General features: G+C 40.8%; 20 protein-coding genes. 8 read left to right on the top strand and 12 right to left on the bottom strand.

The window, feature by feature from the left end; translation table 11 throughout:
• Positions 1-75: 75 nt before the first annotated feature.
• From HFD85_RS11085 to HFD85_RS11075, 3 genes are all read right to left on the bottom strand, one after another.
• Positions 76-1,083: a cytochrome d ubiquinol oxidase subunit II gene (locus HFD85_RS11085; RefSeq protein WP_167609108.1), complete on the bottom strand. Its 1,008-nt coding sequence runs from the start codon at positions 1,081-1,083 to the stop codon at positions 76-78.
• Complete coding sequence (locus tag HFD85_RS11080; protein ID WP_167609105.1) at positions 1,076-2,386, bottom strand: cytochrome ubiquinol oxidase subunit I; 1,311 nt, start codon at positions 2,384-2,386, stop codon at positions 1,076-1,078. The genes HFD85_RS11085 and HFD85_RS11080 overlap by 8 nt, the downstream gene beginning before the upstream one ends.
• A gap of 306 nt (positions 2,387-2,692) precedes the next feature.
• Complete coding sequence (locus HFD85_RS11075) at positions 2,693-3,073, bottom strand: MotA/TolQ/ExbB proton channel family protein (RefSeq protein WP_167609102.1); 381 nt, start codon at positions 3,071-3,073, stop codon at positions 2,693-2,695.
• Between the two features lie 168 nt (positions 3,074-3,241).
• Here HFD85_RS11075 and HFD85_RS11070 point away from each other — a divergent pair, with 168 nt between their 5' ends.
• On the top strand, positions 3,242-4,009 hold the full coding sequence (locus tag HFD85_RS11070) for a LytR/AlgR family response regulator transcription factor (protein WP_167609099.1): 768 nt from the start codon (positions 3,242-3,244) through the stop codon (positions 4,007-4,009).
• 521 nt (positions 4,010-4,530) lie between these two features.
• On the opposite strand, the gene HFD85_RS11065 is transcribed toward HFD85_RS11070, so the two are convergent.
• Positions 4,531-5,025: a SixA phosphatase family protein gene (locus HFD85_RS11065; RefSeq protein ID WP_167609095.1), complete on the bottom strand. Its 495-nt coding sequence runs from the start codon at positions 5,023-5,025 to the stop codon at positions 4,531-4,533.
• A gap of 244 nt (positions 5,026-5,269) precedes the next feature.
• Between HFD85_RS11065 and HFD85_RS11060 the strand changes: the two genes are divergently transcribed.
• On the top strand, positions 5,270-5,788 hold the full coding sequence (locus HFD85_RS11060) for a metallophosphoesterase family protein (protein ID WP_167609092.1): 519 nt from the start codon (positions 5,270-5,272) through the stop codon (positions 5,786-5,788).
• Here HFD85_RS11060 and HFD85_RS11055 read toward each other — a convergent pair.
• The 6 genes from HFD85_RS11055 to HFD85_RS11030 all read right to left on the bottom strand — a co-directional run bounded on the left by HFD85_RS11055 (position 5,785) and on the right by HFD85_RS11030 (position 12,807).
• Positions 5,785-7,404, bottom strand: coding sequence for a hypothetical protein (locus HFD85_RS11055; protein ID WP_167609090.1), 1,620 nt, complete (start codon positions 7,402-7,404; stop codon positions 5,785-5,787). The two genes, HFD85_RS11060 and HFD85_RS11055, sit on opposite strands and share 4 nt — an antisense overlap.
• 63 nt (positions 7,405-7,467) lie before the next feature.
• Complete coding sequence (locus tag HFD85_RS11050) at positions 7,468-9,159, bottom strand: tetratricopeptide repeat protein (RefSeq protein WP_167609087.1); 1,692 nt, start codon at positions 9,157-9,159, stop codon at positions 7,468-7,470.
• A gap of 105 nt (positions 9,160-9,264) precedes the next feature.
• On the bottom strand, positions 9,265-10,104 hold the full coding sequence (gene prmA / locus HFD85_RS11045; RefSeq protein WP_167609084.1) for a 50S ribosomal protein L11 methyltransferase: 840 nt from the start codon (positions 10,102-10,104) through the stop codon (positions 9,265-9,267).
• A gap of 73 nt (positions 10,105-10,177) precedes the next feature.
• Entirely contained in the window at positions 10,178-10,936 is a 759-nt protein-coding gene (gene tpiA, locus HFD85_RS11040; RefSeq protein WP_167609081.1) for a triose-phosphate isomerase, read from the bottom strand.
• Positions 10,937-11,125: 189 nt separating this feature from the next.
• Positions 11,126-12,256: a BT_3928 family protein gene (locus HFD85_RS11035; RefSeq protein ID WP_167609078.1), complete on the bottom strand. Its 1,131-nt coding sequence runs from the start codon at positions 12,254-12,256 to the stop codon at positions 11,126-11,128.
• Complete coding sequence (locus tag HFD85_RS11030) at positions 12,253-12,807, bottom strand: DUF1599 domain-containing protein (RefSeq protein ID WP_167609076.1); 555 nt, start codon at positions 12,805-12,807, stop codon at positions 12,253-12,255. The genes HFD85_RS11035 and HFD85_RS11030 overlap by 4 nt, the downstream gene beginning before the upstream one ends.
• A gap of 191 nt (positions 12,808-12,998) precedes the next feature.
• Between HFD85_RS11030 and folP the strand changes: the two genes are divergently transcribed.
• The 4 genes from folP to HFD85_RS11010 all read left to right on the top strand — a co-directional run bounded on the left by folP (position 12,999) and on the right by HFD85_RS11010 (position 16,368).
• Entirely contained in the window at positions 12,999-13,877 is an 879-nt protein-coding gene (gene folP, locus HFD85_RS11025) for a dihydropteroate synthase (RefSeq protein ID WP_167609073.1), read from the top strand.
• Positions 13,874-14,665: a diadenylate cyclase CdaA gene (gene cdaA, locus HFD85_RS11020; RefSeq protein ID WP_167609070.1), complete on the top strand. Its 792-nt coding sequence runs from the start codon at positions 13,874-13,876 to the stop codon at positions 14,663-14,665. Before folP ends, cdaA begins: the two co-directional genes overlap by 4 nt.
• A gap of 129 nt (positions 14,666-14,794) precedes the next feature.
• Positions 14,795-15,745: an NAD(P)H-dependent flavin oxidoreductase gene (locus HFD85_RS11015; protein ID WP_167609067.1), complete on the top strand. Its 951-nt coding sequence runs from the start codon at positions 14,795-14,797 to the stop codon at positions 15,743-15,745.
• 80 nt (positions 15,746-15,825) lie between these two features.
• Complete coding sequence (locus tag HFD85_RS11010) at positions 15,826-16,368, top strand: lipocalin family protein (RefSeq protein ID WP_167609064.1); 543 nt, start codon at positions 15,826-15,828, stop codon at positions 16,366-16,368.
• 9 nt (positions 16,369-16,377) lie between these two features.
• On the opposite strand, the gene HFD85_RS11005 is transcribed toward HFD85_RS11010, so the two are convergent.
• Positions 16,378-16,920 (bottom strand): GNAT family N-acetyltransferase, encoded by a 543-nt coding sequence (locus tag HFD85_RS11005; RefSeq protein WP_167609061.1) that lies wholly within the window; start codon positions 16,918-16,920, stop codon positions 16,378-16,380.
• A gap of 123 nt (positions 16,921-17,043) precedes the next feature.
• Here HFD85_RS11005 and HFD85_RS11000 point away from each other — a divergent pair, with 123 nt between their 5' ends.
• Positions 17,044-17,766 carry an AAA family ATPase gene (locus tag HFD85_RS11000; protein ID WP_167609058.1) on the top strand — a complete coding sequence of 241 codons (723 nt, stop codon included), beginning with the start codon at positions 17,044-17,046 and terminating at the stop codon, positions 17,764-17,766.
• Between the two features lie 28 nt (positions 17,767-17,794).
• On the opposite strand, the gene HFD85_RS10995 is transcribed toward HFD85_RS11000, so the two are convergent.
• Complete coding sequence (locus tag HFD85_RS10995) at positions 17,795-18,634, bottom strand: hypothetical protein (protein WP_167609055.1); 840 nt, start codon at positions 18,632-18,634, stop codon at positions 17,795-17,797.
• A 129-nt stretch (positions 18,635-18,763) separates the two neighbouring features.
• Here HFD85_RS10995 and HFD85_RS10990 point away from each other — a divergent pair, with 129 nt between their 5' ends.
• Complete coding sequence (locus HFD85_RS10990; RefSeq protein WP_167609053.1) at positions 18,764-20,392, top strand: SulP family inorganic anion transporter; 1,629 nt, start codon at positions 18,764-18,766, stop codon at positions 20,390-20,392.
• Positions 20,393-20,418: the final 26 nt, after the last annotated feature.

Raw genomic sequence — 20,418 nt, 5'->3', positions numbered from 1 at the left:
TTTGTTACTTGGTTCACACAAAAATAGTGAAATCGATGAAACCTTTAATTCCAATAGGAATTAAGGTTTCGGTTTTTACTTCTTGGCAGGCTCCTCATTAAATTTGAATACTTTGTACAGGTAAAACATCGAAGGGAAAATAATCAGTACACCTACAATTAGAGCTATCAGAAGATAGAGCTGTACTTCGCTGGTGGCGCTTGCACTTTGTAGAGTGATGTCTGGTCCGTTCTTGATTTTTACCAATATCGGGAACTGAATGGCGAACCACCCGGTAACAATCATCGTAGTTTGAAAACCGGCGGTTAAACGAAGCATTAGTTTGTTGTGTTTGTTCAGAAAATACCAAAAAGCCGGGAGCGCCAAAGTTGCCAGTAACATACTCACAAGGCTGGCCGGCGAATGCAAAAACTCCCAGAAGAGCGGATGACCACTTGCCTGGGCTGCAGCAAAAACCATGGCACCAACAAGTACCAATGCCAGTAATAAACGTTTTGAAACGCGGACAAAATACTGAATGTATTTTTCCTCATTGATTTCGCTAACGGTGAAAATACTGGCGAGAAACGCAAACAATAGCACCAGGAACAGCCCCATGCTCAACGAAAACCAGTTCAGCCAGGGCCGCAGGTACACCTCGTAAAATCCCAGCTGATAATCCATTGTAATATTTCCAAGGATAATTCCACCTAATGTAACACCCAGAAAAAATGTGGTGAACAAGCTGGAATACTGAAAGATCTTTGAATAAATGGCTTTCGGAGTGGCTTCATCGATATCGTAATGCCGAAATGTAAAAGCCGTACCCCTGAAGATAATTCCGATAAGTACCGCCAGAACCGGAAGATGCAAGGCGGTTAAAACCGTTGAATAAACACTCGGAAATCCCACAAATAAAATAACCACAACCAGGATCAGCCAAACGTGATTGGCTTCCCAAACCGGGGCAATTGCTTTTGATACAATCCCGGCTGCCTTTCCTCTTGTCAGTAATTCCAGAATTCCTCCTCCAAAATCGGCACCACCCAAAACTACATAAAGCAGCAGTGCCACCACTAATATCAACAGGTTAATCTCAGCCATTTGAACGGTATTTAGCGTGCAACATTTGAATCTGGCGACTTAACAGCCAGATGACCACAAAACTTAACAGCAGGTAAACTGCTGAAATTGTATAAAAAGTATATTGAATACCGGGCATCGGCGTCAGCGAGTCTTTGGTCTTCATAATGCCGTAGATTATCCATGGCTGACGACCGACTTCCGTAACGATCCAGCCGGCTTCAACGGCAATAAAACCCAGTGGTGTAGCAATAATCAACATTTTTAGCCACCAGCTTTTCTCCAGCCAGTGTTTCCACTTAAATGTTCCGGCCAGGAAAATAAAAGCGATCAGCATCAGAAACATACCAATTCCGACCATGATCTGAAATGAATAGTGTGTGATGGGCACAGGTGGCCACTCTTCTTCCGGAAATTCCTCCAGACCTTTTACTTCTGCATTAAAATCGCCGTGCGCCAGGAAACTCAAAAATCCCGGTAACTTAATGGCAAATTTTACATCACGGTTTTCGACATCGGGAATGCCTCCAATTATTAAGGGAGCTTTTTCCTGTGTTTCGAAGTGCGACTCGAAAGCGGCCAGTTTTGCCGGTTGCAGTTTGGCCACGTTTTTAGCCGCAAGGTCGCCACTCAAAGGCTGCAAAATGGCTGCAACCGATGCAAATGCCAGTGCAATTGTAATGGCTTTTGCGTGAATCTCGAGCTTGTTGCGCAAATATAAAATGGCATGAACTCCTGCTACTGCAAATCCGGTAGCCGAGAAAGCTGCAATGGTCATGTGGTGTGCCTGCGAGAACCACGCTTTGTTAAACATGGCTTTTACAGGATCAATGTTGAAAGCCTGCCCGTCGATCCAATCGAAACCCGAAGGAGCGTTCATCCAGGCATTGGCGGCAACCACAAAAATTCCCGAAATTACTCCTGATATTCCTACTACCATTCCGGTAAACAGGTGCACTTTTTTATTCAAACGGTTCCAGCCGTAAAGAAAAAGTCCTAAAGCGATCGCCTCTACGAAAAATGCTGTTCCCTCCAGCGAAAAAGGCATCCCGAAGATCGGGCCGGCGTGTTCCATAAAGGTTGGCCATAGCATGCCTAATTCAAAAGAAAGCATGGTTCCTGAAACGGCACCAACAGCAAAGAATATTGCAACGCCTTTCGACCAGGCTTTGGCCAGATCGAGGTAAACCGGATTGTTTGTTTTTTGCCATTTCCATTCGGCCACAAGCATAAACCATGGCATTACCATGCCAATACAAGCAAAAATAATATGAAATCCGAGCGAAACCCCCATTTGCATGCGGGCTGCCATAAATGCATCCATGACTATAGTTTAAATGTTTTTCTGTTTTCGCTTAATCCAACAGTTCAAATTCATTTCGGTTTGATCAAATTGAAGGTTTTTAAAACTTTTTTACCTTCCTTATTGCATTGTCTTGATCTGGTGGTCCTTATCTAATTATCAGATTGCTTATACTTCAAACTCAGATCAATAACAATAAGTTACTATTTATTAGTGAACAAAAGATTAAAATTAGCAGAAAATATTAAACTGTAGAAGGATTTATTTCAAATAAATAGCCACGAATACTAATGTAGCAATCGTGGCTTTTCGTGTAACACCAAGAAATTAGCTGTTCTTTTTGCTAACGATATAATCGAGGATAATCCATATAATCAATGAAATAATGAAAACCAATATTCCATAAACAGTGGGAATCGTCGAAACTTTCAGACCTCCAGCCACCAATGATGGAGAAATGTCGCCAACTTGTTGAATTACATCAAATGCCGACATTAAACCGATCAATTGCCCCAGTATGCCCAATACCATTGCCAGGGTTCCGATCGTTTTGATGTGCTTTAGCCGGTCTGCAGTTTTAACAGGATCAAATTCTTTTTTTGTTAATACCGGAAGAAAATGAAAAATGGCCCACACTACCATAATGATGAATGCGGCGGTTACAATCCCCATAAAGAGCGGACCGCCTTCGTAAAATAGATTTCTCATAATTCAAATATTTTAAATGTTTTCGTCATTTCAAAGATACGCTCCCGGCCCCCGGGATTGCAAGGTCGAAACCATTTCTAAACCTGTTGTTTGCCGACAGTGCTTCGCCAATCGGTTTTTTTTCGCCAAATTCGAATTGTTACTGAAAAAATAGACAATTATTAACGAATGAAATTGAAAATATCAAATCCGTTTTATCACGTTTTATTCTGGTTGGTGGTCGTAAGTTTATTGACCTTCATTTTTGGTCATTCGTGGGGAAACGGACTGAACGCATTCTATTTTATAAGTATGATGTTACCGGTTGTTATGGGAACCTCTTACTTTTTCAATTTTTACCTGGTCCCATATTTTCTGCTTAAAAAGAAATATTTCCTGTTCGGGCTTTATTTTTTCAATTTGATCGTTATTTCGCTTTACCTTCAAATGGTAGTCATATTTTTCTCGTTCATTTACCTGGCCAATTTTAGTTTTGCTGGAATGCAGTTCGGAACCAAAGATGTTAAACTATTAGGTATTGTTATGTATCTGATTGTTTTTATGGGTTCTTTTCTGATAATGCTGCAACAACTGGCCGAACGCCAAAAAGAGCTCGAGTTATTCAAAATAGAGGAGGAAAAACGCAAGAATGCATTTCTCGAATTGCTTTCGAATCGACAACTGGTTCGAATTCCTTTTGCTGAAATCACTTATATTGAAAGTCTTTCGGATTATGTGAGGGTACATACCGACAATGGACAAAAGGTGACCAGTAAACAAAAAATCAGCGCTCTGACCGAAATATTACCTGCAGACTTTATCCGTATTCATCGTTCGTTTATTGTGAATAAGGAAAAGGTTTCGCGCTTCAATGCCAACGAAGTGGAAATTAATGGTATTGAACTAAATATCGGCCGGACTTATAAAAAGGAGGTTGTAAGCTTGCTGAAAGCGTAGTGATCAGTGATCAGTCTCAGTTTACAGTCTATGTTGGCAGTAGGCAATTAACAATTGGCAAGTCGCTGACAAACTTGTTTCATTTCTCCTCAGGTTTACAATTTACAGTTTAGCAATGGAATAGTCGCAGTTAACAGTCACAGTTTTCAGTAACCCTGTACCAAGAATCGAGAATCCCCGTCCGAACGATGTTCAGCGGCTTGCCTAAACTTTGGGGCAGTGGTGGGCAACATCGAAGATCCGGTTTGAGATTCCTCAGTTCCCGAATTATCGGGACTGGCAATACCTTCTTCGGAATGACAGTGAAAAGGAGTATTCATCCGCGGCGCTTCTAATATATTATTAAAACTACAATCAGTATGCGCCGCTTTGCATTACCTATACCTGTCATCCCGATCCGTCAACTGACGGAGAGGGATCTCATTCTATCGATAAAAATCTAGTATAAGAAATTTGAATGATGAATATCGATTAACGATTGAAGATTTTCGATTTATTAAGACGTAAATCCCAGCATCCAACTACTTAAACATCCGAGGTACAAGGTGAAAAGCCAGATCACCGGTGCGGGCTTCAATATCTTTCCAGTTGTTAACGTCGAAATCAATTCCTACCGTTGAAGTAGTGGGCATGTCGTTTCTGAAATATTTTAGCAGGTTCGTGGCAAAATAATGGAACCCGGGATTGTGCCCGAAAAAGAAAACGGTTTCGGATTCTTCGGGTAGGTCATTGATCAGTTCAACGAACTCGCGCGTTGTTAATCCGTCGTAAATATCGGGTACTTCGCGGATATCGGCCCGTTTGTAATCCAGGTTATCAGCAAAAATTCGAGCGGTTTTGAGGGCACGTTTTGCCGGACTGGATATCATGAAATCCGGTTTTACATTCCTTCGTTTCAGTTCACTGCTTACCAGGCCCGCATCACTTTTCCCGCGTGGTTGGAGGTCGCGGTTAAAATCATCGTCATAACCGTAAGGAACTGCTTTTCCGTGACGAACAATAACTACTCGTTTCATAAACTGGATTATTTATTTGTTTCATCACCCCGGTTACCCGTCTGTTGACGGCTAACTGTCCCCTCAAGGGGACAAGAGCTGCGAAGCAGCGATAGGGGTGAATTTCAACTTCGTTTTATTTTCCTATCAAATTTAGTTTATTTTGTCGAGCATTTTATCGATTTTAAAAATTGTATAAACTGGAAGTTAAAGTCAGGAAAGAAGGTTCTTCCAGCTTCTGACTTCCGTCTCCATACTTTCTAAAATGAAGAGAATCGGACTGTTATCTGATACACACGGATTTGTTCCTGAGCGGGTGTTTGCGTTTTTCGAAAATGTGGATGAGATTTGGCATGCCGGCGATTTTGGTAACCTTGAAACAGCCGATCAGCTTGCAGCATTCAAACCGTTAAAAGGAGTTTACGGAAATATTGATGATCACAAAGTGCGAACGGTTTACCCCATGCACCAGCGTTTTAAGTGCGAGGAAGTGGATGTTTGGATCACGCACATTGGCGGTTATCCGGGACGTTACGAACGCTATGTAAAACCTGATATTTACACCAATTCACCCGATCTTTTTATCAGCGGACATTCACACATATTGAAAGTGATCTACGATAAAAAACTGAATTTTCTGCACATGAATCCCGGAGCAGCAGGTTATAAAGGATTTCATAAGGTATGCACGGCACTGCGTTTTGTAATCGACGGGGCGAACATTCGGGATCTGGAAGTGTGGGAAATGGAGAGAACTAAGACGTTGAGAAAAGATAAGGACTAAACTTTAAAGTTTTCCCATTCTTGTTTAGCTTTAACAAGTAATTCAGCAAATTGCTTTTCTCCCCGAATGTTGTCGAGTAAAGTATCTTTTTCAACAATCATTGGGTAATTGATAAAACCTTTAGTGATAGCCATATTAAGCCAGTACAATGCTTCTTTCTTTAAGTTAAGTATGCTATAAAAATCAGCAAGATGATGAGCCATTGTACAGTCTCGATCACAGCTTATTTTTAAGTTTTCATCAAACTCATCCTTAAACTTATCCATGTTTTTTTCTAGAGCATATTTCAACATACGGAATAATTTATCATAGGAAAGGTTGGATTTGTAATTAATCGCGCTGTTAGCAAATTCCAGAACCTTTTCTTTGTTCTCAAAATATAGCATTGACATGGCCGCAAAGAAAGAGGCACCAACAATTTGAGTGTTATTAAATAGTTTATTCCATTCAGTAAAAGCAGTTTTGAAATCACCTTGATAAAAAGGAATTCCGCCACTGAGCCACATGGTTAAAAAATTTAGAGGATCGATTTTCTGTAATCTGCTATAATAATTGATGGATTCTGATTTTATACCCAGCGAAGAAATAATAACAACTATACCTTGTAAAGCAGTTGCATCGTTCGGATCCAAATTCAAAGCTTTTTTAAAATGCGTTATAGCCAATCTGAAATCTTTAAGTAGAATAACCCAACCAAGGACAGCATGATTTCTGGGAAAGTTGGGATCTAATATTAATGCCTTTTGCAAAATATTTTCTGCTTCATTCAAATACTCGAAAGGTTTTATTCCCATATTGACCATGTGCCATATTGCCCAGGCTTTTGTAGAGAGGAGTAATGCACTGGGGCCAATTTCTTGGATTGCGACATCAAGCTCCTCGATGGCTTTTTGCATATCTTCTTCAGTAAATCTGAAAATACGTGTTACTGCTTTGTAATGTGCATTAAATAGCTTAATATCATGAATGTTTGTTGTATTCTTTGAATGATTATTCAACTTTACATCAAGTTCCTGAGCAATTAATTTCGAAACTTTTTCCTGTATATTGAAAATATCATCCAGTTTCCCAGTGTATTTTTCTGCCCATAAATGTGTATCTGTTTGTGCATCGATCAATTGGGCAACAATTCGTAAATCATTCCCGGATTTACGGACACTACCTTCGAGTACATAACGGACATTAACTTCATTCGCAATTTCCTTAATTTTTTTCTTTGATCCTTTAAAGGACATTGCCGAACTTCTTGAAATAACCAGCAACTCTTTTATATAAGATAAATCAGTGATAATTTCTTCGGTCAATCCATCGCTGAAATACTCTTGTTCGGGATCAGAACTGATATTGTCAAACGGAAGTACAATAATTGATTTTTCCTGAACTTGTGTATTTGATCCGGGATAAGGTTCTTTTTTCGCTTCAGGTTCTGTTACCGAAATTCCTTTTGAAGAAACATCAAAAATCCATGAAAAAATAATTGCAATGGGGAAGCCGATTACTAAAAGTATTGTAACCAATTTATCAAACCATGAGGGTAAATCCATCGAATCTTCCAGCAGCGAAGCAACTTGCAATAAAATGAAAGCAACTGTTGCATAAACTACAATTACTTGCACAACTTTTCGTCGTTTCAGTTCGTGCCAGAATTTGCTTAGATTGTTCTGATAATCGGACATAATTTATACTTCAAAATTTTCCCATTCTTTTTGCACTGTCTTCAGGAGCTTTTTAAAACGGGGCTCATTCCGAATGTTTTCAAGTAAGGGATCATGCTTTGCAAGAAGTGGGTAGTTGATCATACCTTTATCGTGTAATCTTTCAATATATTTTAGTGCTAGTTCTTTTTCATTCATAACGGCATAATAACCAGCCATGAACCATGCCAATGCAAAATCTTCCCAGGCCATTTTCAACATGCTGTCAGTGATGTATTCGAGCGCTTCACTTTTCCTGCCATTGTATGCGTGATACATTACCATTAGCAAACCTTGAAAAAATCCGGGTTCATTTTTCCACTGTTCATTGGCATAGTCTGAAGCTTCTTTATTTTGTGTTAATATCAGTAATTGGCCTTTGTACCAGATTGAAAGAATATTATCAGGCTCTATTTTTATGGACCTTTCAATATAAATAAGCGCTTTCTCATGTTCGCCCTTAAGCCAATGATAAAATCCGGGTAATATTAAATTAATAGAAGTTAAAGGATCAATCTCCAACAGTTTTTCGAACACCGATTTTGCTTTTTCCGGTTGACCAAAATGAAACAGTTGAATAAAACAATACCACATAAGTGTTTCGGGTCTGGTTGGATTAAGCTCCATAGATCTTTTAAAATCGTTAAAAGCGGTGAAAGCATTTTCCCTTTTTAATTTCATAAGGCCCGAAAGAAGAAAACCTTCGGCTGAGTCGGGCTGCATGTCAAATATTTTTTTTAGATACTCTTCTGCTTTTTTCAGATTATCAGGATCCATATCAATTCCTGAATCATATAATTGAAAGTAAACTTGTCCCAAACCAGTGTACAACAATACATGAGGGCCGTAAAGATCAAGGCCATACTTCAAGTTTCTTTCTGCTCTTTTCAGAGCTTCTTCGGTATATTTATATAGATCTGGTCTTGATTTCAAATAACATTCGTAAACATGGATGTTGTCCACTTTGTTGTCCATGATTTTTGCCAATTCTGCGGTATGCAGCTTCCCTTTTAATGATTCGGACACTGAGCGCGAAACTTTCTCCTGAATATTAAAAATATCGTCCAGTTTCCCGGTATATTTTTCAGCCCAAATATGTGTATCTGTTTGTGCATCGATCAATTGGGCAACAATTCGTAAATCATTACCAGATTTACGGACACTGCCTTCAAGAACATACCTTACATTTACCTTACTTGCGATCTTTTTTAAGGTTTGCTTCGAACCTTTAAAAGTCATTGCTGAACTTCTTGAAATAACCAACAGATCTTGTATATAAGACAAATCTGTTATAATCTCTTCGGTTAAACCATCGCTAAAATAATCCTGTTCCGGATCGGAACTAATATTGTCGAAAGGCAGAACAATGATTGATTTCTCGGGGACATTTTTGTTGGGAATAGTATAAGATTCTTTTTTAGTTTCAGGTATTGTTACCGAAATTCCTTTTGAAGAAACATCGAAGATCCAGGAAAAGATAACGGCAACAGGAAATCCTATGATCAGTGTAATTGTAATAGCCGTATCAAACCAGGGTGGTAAATTCAATGAACTTTCCAGTAATTGTGCCAGTTGCATCAAGATAAATGCAACCGTTGCGTAAACAATGATTACACCAACAACTTTTCGGCGTTTCAATTCGTGCCAGAATTTAACTAAACGGTTTTGGTCAGACATGGATTCAAGGTTTCAGCACTTTTAAAGTTAATACTTATGCGCCTTATATCCAACCATCTGCGGGGATTACAACACAATATAAAGGTTCTGCTCCAGCGTGTATTGTCAGGCTTTTACAAATGCATATGCCACCCAGTTGTTTTTAATCTGATGACCGGCGTCTTTCAGTCCTAAACTTTCAGCTTTCTCTTTTATGGCCGGAATGTCTTCACTATAAAAACCACTCATAATAAGAGTACCGCCATCGTTTAATACCTTGTTATAGCTTGGCATATCGTTCAACAAAACATTGCGCTGAATATTTGCCAGAATCAGGTCGTAATTTTCTTCTCCAAGCAAAGCTGCATCACCCAGTTTTACATCGATATTGAAAATTTTATTGAGCTTTGTATTTCCAAGTGCTCCATCAAACGACCACTGGTCGATATCGATGGCAGTTACGGCTTTTGCTTCTTTCATCGAACAAAGTATTCCCAGTATTCCTGTACCGCAACCCATATCGAGCACTTTCTTGCCTGCTACATCCGATTTCAGTATGTATTCCAGCATTAAACTTGTTGTCTCGTGATTGCCTGTTCCAAAAGCCATGTTTGGCTCAATTACAATCTCGTACTTCAGGTGCGGGAACTCTTTATGAAAGGGTGCCCGTACCACACATTCGTCGGCAACAACAAGCGGTTTAAAGTAGTTCTTTTCCCACTCTTCGTTCCAGTTCCTGTCGGCTATCAATTCCGATTTAACATCAAATGCAAAGTCTTCCGAGAATTCGTCGAGCACAGCGTTTAATTCACCTTTATGGTAAAGGTTTGCCGGAATATAGGCATCCACGCCGTTGTTGTGGTCAACAAAACTATCGAAACCGATATTGGCAAGTTGGGATGTAATAATGTCGCGAAGCCATTCCTGAAAAGGCGAGATGACAATGGTTAATTTTTTATACTCCATAATTTAGTCATAAAAAAAGTCACTCAGTTTTTTGAGTGACTTTACGAAATATAATATGTAAAGTTATATTTTTTTAGAAACCGTTGATAATTCCGAGGAAATCTTCAGCTTTCAGCGAAGCTCCACCGATTAAACCACCGTCAACATCTTTGTTGGCAAATAATTCGTTTGCGTTACTTGGATTGCAGCTTCCACCATAAAGAATTGAAGTTCCTTCCGCCACTTCTTCACCAAATTTAGCAGTAATTGCGGCACGGATGTTAGCGTGCATGTCCTGTGCCTGTTCAGATGAAGCTGTTACTCCTGTTCCGATAGCCCAGATTGGTTCGTAAGCAATAACAATTTTTTTGAAGTCGTCGGCAGAAAGCTGGAAAACTGTTTCTTCCAGTTGTTTAACTACGTATTCATTGTGAGTTCCGGCTTCACGAATATCCAACGCTTCGCCACAGCAGTAAATCGGAGTTAATCCGTTTGCGAGAGCTAAAGCAACTTTTTTATTCAGAATTTCGCTGGTTTCGCCATAATATTCACGACGCTCAGAGTGTCCAAGGATCACGTATTCAGCGCCTGTTGATTTAACCATTTCAGCTGAAACTTCACCGGTGAAAGCACCGCTTGCTTCAGCAGCACAGTTTTGTGCAGCAACGCCGATTCTTTCGGTATTCACCGAATCAACAACTTTGGTGATGTGAGTGAATGGTGTTCCTAGAACAACTACAACGTCTTCGGCACCTTCTTTGGCTACCAATGCATCAACGGCTTTAGCCAGTTCAACACCTTCCTGCAAAGTGGTATTGCATTTCCAGTTACCGGCAACTATTTTTTGTCTCATGTTATTGTATTTTAATTTATTAGATTAGATTTTTCAAAACCGACCACAAATTTAACAGCTTAATTGGTAAGTGTCAACTACATTTTTAGCAGATGCCTACAATTAACCATTTATTCATTTGTTAAGCTAAGTGCTTAGAGCTTTATGACAGCTTTCCAAAGTTTCAAACTTTGAAAAAGTTAACGGCGTCTATTCTCCAAATTCTTTCATAAACTCTTCCGGGGTAGGAATATCGTTATAATGCCATTTACCGATGATGGTTCCGTCTTTAATAGCGATCAATCCGGGGTTTGAACGTATCATTGTTTTCAACGTGATCTCATCGCAGTTAAAGAATTCGTAATTGCATTGATTGGCCTCGGCAAATTCTTGTGACTCATCGGGAAGGGTAGAGGTGAGACAAATAAAGGAATATTCCTGAGCCGAAGCCCAACCTGCCATTGCATTTATTTTTGCCTGTTGGTCTGTATTAGTTTTAAACAGATCATAGGCAACAAGCATAAATACGTAATTCTCGTCGTAAATAAAGAAGTCGATGATGTTTTCGCCGTCGGGTGTTTCTATCCTGAAATCGTGAATAGGCGGTTCATAACCTTCCTGGATTAAATTCGATTCCATGTTGTCGAAAGCCCAGTTCACAGTATCCTGCCAGGGATAGTTTTCTTCAGTAAATTTTTCTACCTCGCCTGTATTTTTATTCTTATAGTAGAAAATATTTTCGTATTCTTCCTGTGGTGCATCCGCCGGAATACTCATGGCTTCCGGAATGTTTGTTCCCACTTTATACGGTCTGAAATCGATTAACGGAAGGTGATTATACGAGTAATAAACCAAGCCAAAATATACCACAAAAGTTAGCAAACTAAGTACCATAGGTGCTTTTGTTTTTACACGTTCGGCATACCATCTTCGGTTCAGTACAACAACAATGGCCAGCGTAATAAATACCAGGTTTTTGTAGAATGTTTCCCAATTCGATATCACTAATGCATCGCCAAAACAGCCACAATCGGTTACCGGATTTTTTAGGGCAACCCAAAGTGTAAGCGGGGTAAAAAAGGCCATAAAAAGCAGCCCAAGCCACGAAAAGATGCGCATTCTCCAGTTGAACAAAAACGCCACACCGATAGCAAATTCAGCAAAAGCCAATAGAATACCCAGTGGGAAAGCTGCCCAAACCAGGCCATCGAGGCCCATGGCATGAAAATAATCGGTGAATTTGTAGGTTGATCCCAGCGGATCGATTCCTTTCACAAAACCGGAAAAAATAAAAACAAGGCCGAATACTATTCGGGCAAGGTGTTTTAGAACTTTTATCATAGGGAAATTTCTTCGTTTTCGAATTCAATTTTTATCATGGCAAACACGGCGTAATTGATCATGTCCATGTAGTTGGCATCGATACCTTCTGAAACCAGTGTTTTGCCCAGATTATCTTCAATTTGTTTGGTACGTTTTATCTTCATCAGAATGAGGTCGGTGTAAGAACTGATGCGCATATTTCGCCAGGCTTCGCCATAATCGTGGTTTTTGTCCATCATCAGTTTTTTGGCCTCAAGGAAATATTTATCGTAAAGCTCTATGGTTTGTTCATCTTTCAGTTCTTCGTCCGATGGCCCTAACTCCAACTGAATCAAGCCCATGATGCAGTAGTTAATGATGCCTATGAACTCGGGCCGGATTCCTTCTCCCACTTTCGAAACACCTTTTTCTTCAATGCTTCTGATGCGCTGGGCTTTAATGTAAATTTGATCGGTAAGCGATTGCGGTCGCAATATTCTCCAGGCAGTTCCGTAATCTTTCATCTTCTTTTCAAACAGATTGCGGCAAATTGCTATGACCTGGTCGTATTGCTGGTTTGTTTTCTCCATGAATAATTTTGTTGACACTGTGTTTTAAAAAAGCAACACCAAAACCGGGTGCTGCCTTACATTATACCATCACTAAATTCAAGGATAAAAGTATTAAAAATTAAGCATATTGAATTCTTTTATTTTACTTTTGTAGTTAACAGCTTGTTATAAGTTCTTAATAAATTGTTAAACATAAAAGTTCATATCCGATGTTGATTACACAGTCGGCCGGCAAATTCCTTAAGCGAAAAAGTTCTGTTCAACTTGGTGAAAACCAGATCGATTTGTCAATTCCTGTTGTGATGGGGATTGTAAATATTACGCCCGATTCATTTTACGATGGTGGAAAAATGGAGGACGAAGCCACCATGTTGAAAGCCGTTGAAACAATGATCGAAGACGGGGTAACAATTGTTGACGTTGGAGCGGTTTCCACGCGGCCCGGAGCAGAAAATATTTCTACAAAAGTAGAGCTGGCCCGTTTATTACCTGCTGTGGAGGCCATTCGTAAGAATTTTCCCGACATTCCAATTTCGATCGATACCTTTCGCTCGTGGGTGGCTGTGCGCGTAATCGACGAGGTTGGCCCGATAATCATAAACGATATTTCGGGTGGTACTTTGGACTCGCAAATGTTTGAAACGGTTGGTAAACTTCAGATGCCCTATATTCTTTCGCATATCCAGGGAACGCCTCAAACCATGCAGGACGAACCGTATTACGATGATCTGATCAAAGATATTTCATCGTATTTTGCCGACAAAGTGAAACGGCTGACCAAGTTAGGTGTTACCGACGTGATTTTGGATCCCGGTTTTGGATTTGGGAAAAATCTGGATCATAATTACGAACTTTTAAATCGACTCGATTCGTTTAAAGTATTTCAATTACCTGTTATGGCGGGGTTGAGCCGGAAGTCGATGATTTGGCAGGCACTGGATATTGAAGCAAAAGATGCCTTAAACGGAACAAGTATTGCTAATACTATGGCCTTACTTGGAGGCGCCGATATATTGCGTGTACACGATGTAAAAGAAGCGGTGGAAGCTGTTAAGATCTTTTGCGAAATTAAAGCAAGTATTAAATGATAAGTGCATTCATTACCATACGATTTCTCGATGTACTGGATATATTGCTGGTAGCCATTTTACTGTTTCAGCTTTATCGTCTGATTCAGGGAACGGTAGCTTTTAATATTGTAATCGGGCTCTTTTCTTTTTACCTGCTTTGGCTGGTGGTAAAAGCGCTGAATATGGAACTGCTTGGTTCGATTATGGGGCAGTTCATCGGGGTAGGAGTGTTGGCACTTATTGTGGTGTTTCACCCCGAAATCAGGAAGTTTCTGGTTTTTATCGGCACCAATTATAATGTGAACCGGGTACTGCACCTCGACAAGTTATTCGGTGCAGGCAAGGTAAAAGCCATTGAGCACGAGCAAATCGAGAATATTGTAAGTGCCTGCGATATTTTGGCCAAATCGAAGACAGGAGCATTAATTGTTGTTGGAATAAATAACGAATTACGCGAGCAGGTGAATACCGGCGAAAAAATCAATTCACGAATTTCGTCAACGTTAATACGGACTATTTTCTTTAAAAATTCGCCTTTACACGATGGAGCGATCATTATAAAAGGAAACAAAATTGTGGCTGCCGGCTGCATTCTGCCTTTGACACAAAAACCGCTCGATCAGGCTTTGGGATTGCGTCACCGAGCGGCTGTTGGCTTGTCGGAAAATACCGATGCGCTGATCATAGTTATCTCCGAAGAGCGCGGAAGTATTTCAGTTGCTCATAAAGGCGAAATAAAACGCCGGCTTTCCAAAGAAACGCTTACTCAAATTCTGGAGGAAAACCTGAACAGTGAGGCAGCATGATCCGCATTGTTCCCTAAGAAGATTTTGAACAATAAACCTTTCTTAAGAATCGGCATATTTCCGAATTCAACCTTTAAGGGGAAAACCATATTAGTATTTTTGCGTGATCAATTTTAGATACTACTGATAATGAACAGAATTTGCGAATTATTCAAGATACAATACCCGATTATACAAGGTGGAATGGTGTGGTGCTCGGGCTGGAGACTCGCTTCGGCGGTAAGTAATGCCGGTGGACTCGGTTTACTGGGCGTCGGCTCCATGCACCCTGAAACGCTGGAAGAACACATCATAAAAACCAAAGCGGCTACCGACAAGCCATTTGGTGTGAATATACCGTTGTTTTATCCTGAACAGGAGCGAATAATGGGTATCATTGTGAAACACGAGGTACCTGTAGTCTTCACTTCTGCCGGAAGTCCGAGGAAATGGACTGGCTGGCTAAAGGAGCGTGGAATCACAGTAGCCCATGTTGTGTCGAGTTCGTTTTTTGCAAAGAAATGTGAGGATGCCGGAGTGGATGCTATTGTTGCAGAAGGTTTCGAAGCCGGTGGTCACAACGGTCGTGAAGAAACAACCACTTTGACATTGATCCCGACAGTAAGAAAAGCTACAAGTCTGCCATTGATGGCCGCCGGTGGAATTGGGTCGGGTGAGGCCATGCTTGCTGCAATGGTGCTTGGAGCCGAAGGTGTACAAATCGGTTCGGCCTTTGCCGTTACAGAAGAATCATCGGCACATCCCGATTTTAAAAAGCTGGTAACCTCGCTTGGTGAGGGCGGAACAAAACTGGCATTGAAACAACTGGCACCAGTTCGCTTAATAAAGAACAGCTTTTTCGAACAGGTTGATGCAGCCGAGAAAGCCGGAAAATCGCCCGAAGAACTAAACGAATTACTTGGGCACCGGCGGGCTAAAAAAGGCATGTTCGAAGGCGATTTGGAAGAAGGAGAACTGGAAATCGGACAAGTGTCTGCCCAGCTGAACGAGATATTACCCGTGTCGGTTGTGATGGAAAATTTGCTGAAGGATTACAAAACTGCTAAACAGCAAATTGAAAGCAGTAAATATATGTTTTAGCGTTCGCGAAAAGCAAATTTTTGCAGAGCTGCTAACTTAAACTGTTTTTGTTTGTTTGTTTTCTGAAAAGAATAGACAAAATGATTCGAACAGCAATTTTATTTTTAGTAGTAAGCGTTTTTATTTCTTGCGGACAGAATACTCAAAAGAATTCGGGTATGGATGTATCGACAGTGAAAGCACTTGATTTGGACAGGTACCTCGGTACATGGTATGAAATTGCCCGTTTTGATCATAGCTTCGAGCGAAACCTGGAGGGAGTTACTGCCACTTATTCGATGCGCGGCGACGGTAAAATAAAAGTCGTAAACCAGGGCTACAAAGGTTCTTTGGACGGCGAATTAAAACGTGCAGTTGGCAAAGCAAAACTTACTTCCGATCCGGGGAAACTCAAAGTTTCATTTTTCTGGTTTTTTTACTCCGATTATTTGGTATTGGAACTTGATGCGGATTACCGTTGGGTTTTAATTGGGAGTTCATCGCCCAACTACCTTTGGATTTTGAGCCGGACACCACAACTCGACGAGGCTACAAAACAACACATTCTGGATAAAGCTGCTTCGCGTGGTTACGATACTTCAAAATTGATTTGGGTGAAGCAAAAACCTGAATCAAGCCAATAAACAACATCTTTAAAAATCCCGCGGATCATCTTCAACGATGGCATAATGAAAGTTGTCTTTCCATTCACCTCGAATGGGCAGGATTTTTCTTCGTAGTCCTTCCCGTGTCATTCCGGCTTTTTCAAGCACTTTAATCGAACGTGTGTTTTCGGTAGCTACACCGGCTTCAACTTTGTGGAGGTTGAAATCTTCAAATCCTGATTTTACAAGGGTTTTGGCTACTTCAGTGGCAAAACCTTTTCCCCAGAATCCGGGAAGTAAAGAATAAAAAATTTCGCCAAGTTTAAAGCGGTTCAGCGATAAGCTTAGTCCGGCCACACCAATAAATTCTTCGGAATCCTTTTTTACAATTTTCCAGAAATACGATTTGCGGTTTTCATCTTTTTGAGCCTCAATGGCGGGGCTGATGTTCTTCCTGGTTTCTTCAATATCTTTTGGAATACCCAGCGTATTGAATTCATCAACTTCGGGGAAAGAATACAAATTGTGAATCGCATCCAGATCTTCCCAACCGATCTCCTTTAAAGTTAAACGAGCAGATTGAAGTTCCATTGATTTTCCGGTTTAAAATGTTGTAGTTAAGTAGCTGTCAGTCAAATTCAAAACTAAAATAGGAAAATAATTGAATGATTATGGTTATGTTTGAGGATATTACACTTTCAAGCTGCATTTGCCATGGCTAACCATTTGAAAAACATTATTCTTGAGGCGGAAAGGTATCCGACAAAAGACCACTATCCGTTCAATTTGCCTTTGTTCTCGGAAACTAAAGAACTTGTTTTTGATAGTCCGATCACTTTATTTGTTGGCGAAAATGGTTCAGGGAAATCAACCTTGCTCGAGGCGATTGCAGAAGCCGCAGGGATTTATATCTGGCGTAATGGTATGAGTAGTCGTTACCGGGTGAATCGTTATGAAGGGTCACTACACAGGTATATTAAAGTCAACTGGACCACCGAAAAGGTACCCGGTTCGTTTTTCGGAGCGCAGATTTTTAAGGATTTCGCTTCCATTCTCGAGGAGTGGGCTACTACCGATCCGGGGCAACTGGAATTGTTCGGCGGCAAATCACTGATCAGTCAATCGCACGGACAATCGCTGATGTCATTTTTTAAGAATCGCTACAAACTAAAAGGTTTGTACCTGCTCGATGAACCGGAAACCGCACTTTCGCCTTCGAGCCAGCTGGAGTTACTGAATTTACTTATTGATAATGCGAAAGCCGGACATGCTCAGTTTATCGTTACAACGCATTCACCCATTTTGCTGGCCTGCGATTTGGCTACCATTTACAGTTTCGATAAAATGCCTGTTGCATCGGTTGAATACGAAGATACAGAGCACTTTAAAGTTTATCACGATTTTTTGAACGACCGCGGAAAGTACATGAATCTATAATAAATCAGGTTTTCCGTATCAACCCCTATTATTTACCAAAGCGTTTAAAAAACTGCTCTGAATCCTTGATCTCATCAATACCCAAAATATGACAGGTTTCTGCCAGGTCGGAGAAATCCAGGCCACCGCTCGATACGGCTTCGTTGTTGTAACGCCCGTCTTTACCGTTGTATTCATTGGCAAGGCTGGTTGCCAGTTCCCATATTTCTTTCAATTTTGAATCCTTAAGTTCATCTTTCCAGCCTGAATATTCAGGAGTTCTGAATCCTGGCGTTCCGTTGCCAACCGCATTGCCATCTGGAATTTTCTGATAATCGGAGTTTTGTTTGGCGAACTCAAGACTCTCGGGCGAAGTCACCTCCTCATTCCAGTTGCTGTGTTGAACGATATGAATACGTTCTGAAGTAATGAGCTCTGGCAAATCATCCTGCAGTAATTTTATTAGTTCAGCTGAAAAATCAGACTGTCCGGCTTCAGCAATCCATACATCGCCACCGACAGCCAGTGTTGGTTTGATCACGGCTTTAACTTCGCGCACTGCCAGGTGCCGGTTTTTGTGAGCATCGCTCCATCGGTCGCCAAAAGCAAGCTGAAATAAATCGTTGGGCGGAACATAAAGTCCTTCCTGAATTCCGTAAGTTCCGGCAACGGCATAATAATTTATATCAGAAAAATCGGGATGCGCCATCAAAGTAACAAAGGCAGCCACCGAATGCAGGTCATCAACATCAGTTTTGCAATCGAATTGCGCCAGAATAATGTCTTTTTCGTGGTTGAATGTTGATTGTCCGTAACTTTTTAGAGTAGTAGAATTCAGAAAAAACAGGGTAGCGAACAGTAACAGGTTCAGGATTGATGTGGATTTCATACCGATTTATTTTGGTTTATAGTTGTAAGCGAACTAATGTAGTAATTTAATGTGAAATTTAGTTCAAATACAGAATAACGGTGCAGCTTTGTATTTACTTTTGCAGCCTCAACGTTTTTCCTTTTAAATATGAACAAGTGGTTTCAGCCCAAGTTGCTAACAGTATTGCGACAAGGGTATTCAAGTAAGCAATTAAGCAAAGATGTTTTTGCCGGAGTTATTGTCGGAATTGTTGCTTTGCCATTGGCCATTGCCTTTGCAGTGGCTTCAGGAGTTTCACCCGAAAAGGGTTTGATCACTGCAGTTGTAGCCGGATTGATTATTTCGGCTCTTGGCGGCAGCCGGGTGCAGATTGGTGGTCCAACAGGCGCATTTATTGTTATTGTGTTTGGCATTCTGGAAACTTATGGATTGAATGGCTTGCTGATTTCAACCATCCTGGCAGGTTTGTTTCTCATCGCTTTTGGTTTATTCATGCTGGGGTCGCTACTGAAATTTATTCCACATCCACTGATTGTAGGTTTTACCAGCGGTATCGCCCTGGTGATTTTTTCTACGCAAATTAAGGATGCGCTGGGATTAAGTATTGAGCGTGTTCCTTCAGAATTTCTGCCAAAGTGGGGCGCTTATTTTTCATCGCTTTCTACCATAAATCCATGGGCAATTGGCATCGCGCTGGTTACGATTCTGATTACCGTTGAATTCAAACGCGTAACAAGCAAAATTCCGGGATCGTTTGTGGCTATAATTCTGATCACCTTGCTGGTTAACATTTTTAAGCTTCCGGTAACCACCATCGAAACGGTTTTCGGCGATATCCCTAATAAAATACAACTTACCTTTCCATCGATAAATTTCAGCGAACTTAGTGTTTACGTGGCCCCGGCGCTTACAATCGCTTTGCTCGGAGGTATCGAATCATTGCTGTCGGCTGTTGTTTCCGATGGTATGATCGGTGGAAACCACCGTTCGAATACCGAATTGATCGCGCAGGGAATTGCCAATGTGGTAACGCCTTTATTTGGCGGAATACCTGCAACCGGTGCTATTGCACGTACTGCAACCAATGTTAAAAACGGGGGCCGTACTCCAGTGGCCGGGATTGTTCATGCGCTCACACTTCTACTGATCATGTTATTCGTAGGGAAATGGGCCAAACTGATTCCCATGTCGTGTTTGGCAGGAATCCTGATTGTAGTTGCTTACAACATGAGCGAATGGCGGGCTTTTGTTGGCATTCTGAAAGGTTCTGGTTTCGATATTCTGGTTTTGCTGGTTACCTTCTTTTTAACCGTGCTCGTTGATCTTACCTACGCCATTCAAATTGGAGTTGTTCTTTCTGCACTTTTATTTATGAAACGAATGGCAGACAATGGCAACAAAAGCACCATGGAACTGGACAGCGATGTTTTGGAGAATTTCGGAACCTTGCCTGAAGGAGTTGGAATATACGAAATAAGTGGTCCTTTCTTTTTTGCCTCGGCCAAACAGTATTGTTCTACACTAAAAACTATCGGTTCGCGGTCGAAGGTGTTGATCATCAGAATGCGGCATGTTCCGTTCATCGATGCAACCGGGCTGAATAATTTAAAATCGGTTATTAGGGAACTGAAACACAGACAAACCACGGTGATTCTTTCGGGAGTTAACAGGGATGTGCTAAAAGACCTGGAGAAAGGCGGTATTTCTGAATTACTGGGAAAAGACATGATCCTATCCAGTTTTGATATCGCGCTGAAAAAAGCAGGGGGAATTTAAGCTTTATTCGTATTTCGTGCTATTGA

The sequence above is a fragment of the Maribellus sediminis genome, assembly GCF_011799805.1.
GTDB lineage: Bacteria > Bacteroidota > Bacteroidia > Bacteroidales > Prolixibacteraceae > Draconibacterium > Draconibacterium sediminis_A.
Note: the sequence above shows the minus strand (reverse complement) of the source record. Positions and strands in the feature narration are given on the sequence as shown.

What these genes read in the sequence shown, in the direction of transcription:
- HFD85_RS11050 (WP_167609087.1), bottom strand. Translation starts at nt 9,159, where the DNA reads ATGTCTGACCAAAACCGTTTAGTTAAATTCTGGCACGAATTGAAACGC.
- HFD85_RS11080 (WP_167609105.1), bottom strand. Translation starts at nt 2,386, where the DNA reads ATGGATGCATTTATGGCAGCCCGCATGCAAATGGGGGTTTCGCTCGGA.
- HFD85_RS10990 (WP_167609053.1), top strand. Translation starts at nt 18,764, where the DNA reads ATGAACAAGTGGTTTCAGCCCAAGTTGCTAACAGTATTGCGACAAGGG.
- HFD85_RS10995 (WP_167609055.1), bottom strand. Translation starts at nt 18,634, where the DNA reads ATGAAATCCACATCAATCCTGAACCTGTTACTGTTCGCTACCCTGTTT.
- HFD85_RS11075 (WP_167609102.1), bottom strand. Translation starts at nt 3,073, where the DNA reads ATGAGAAATCTATTTTACGAAGGCGGTCCGCTCTTTATGGGGATTGTA.
- HFD85_RS11015 (WP_167609067.1), top strand. Translation starts at nt 14,795, where the DNA reads ATGAACAGAATTTGCGAATTATTCAAGATACAATACCCGATTATACAA.
- HFD85_RS11065 (WP_167609095.1), bottom strand. Translation starts at nt 5,025, where the DNA reads ATGAAACGAGTAGTTATTGTTCGTCACGGAAAAGCAGTTCCTTACGGT.
- HFD85_RS11070 (WP_167609099.1), top strand. Translation starts at nt 3,242, where the DNA reads ATGAAATTGAAAATATCAAATCCGTTTTATCACGTTTTATTCTGGTTG.
- HFD85_RS11060 (WP_167609092.1), top strand. Translation starts at nt 5,270, where the DNA reads ATGAAGAGAATCGGACTGTTATCTGATACACACGGATTTGTTCCTGAG.
- cdaA (WP_167609070.1), top strand. Translation starts at nt 13,874, where the DNA reads ATGATAAGTGCATTCATTACCATACGATTTCTCGATGTACTGGATATA.
- HFD85_RS11000 (WP_167609058.1), top strand. Translation starts at nt 17,044, where the DNA reads ATGGCTAACCATTTGAAAAACATTATTCTTGAGGCGGAAAGGTATCCG.
- folP (WP_167609073.1), top strand. Translation starts at nt 12,999, where the DNA reads ATGTTGATTACACAGTCGGCCGGCAAATTCCTTAAGCGAAAAAGTTCT.
- prmA (WP_167609084.1), bottom strand. Translation starts at nt 10,104, where the DNA reads ATGGAGTATAAAAAATTAACCATTGTCATCTCGCCTTTTCAGGAATGG.
- HFD85_RS11035 (WP_167609078.1), bottom strand. Translation starts at nt 12,256, where the DNA reads ATGATAAAAGTTCTAAAACACCTTGCCCGAATAGTATTCGGCCTTGTT.
- HFD85_RS11085 (WP_167609108.1), bottom strand. Translation starts at nt 1,083, where the DNA reads ATGGCTGAGATTAACCTGTTGATATTAGTGGTGGCACTGCTGCTTTAT.
- HFD85_RS11010 (WP_167609064.1), top strand. Translation starts at nt 15,826, where the DNA reads ATGATTCGAACAGCAATTTTATTTTTAGTAGTAAGCGTTTTTATTTCT.
- HFD85_RS11005 (WP_167609061.1), bottom strand. Translation starts at nt 16,920, where the DNA reads ATGGAACTTCAATCTGCTCGTTTAACTTTAAAGGAGATCGGTTGGGAA.
- HFD85_RS11030 (WP_167609076.1), bottom strand. Translation starts at nt 12,807, where the DNA reads ATGGAGAAAACAAACCAGCAATACGACCAGGTCATAGCAATTTGCCGC.
- tpiA (WP_167609081.1), bottom strand. Translation starts at nt 10,936, where the DNA reads ATGAGACAAAAAATAGTTGCCGGTAACTGGAAATGCAATACCACTTTG.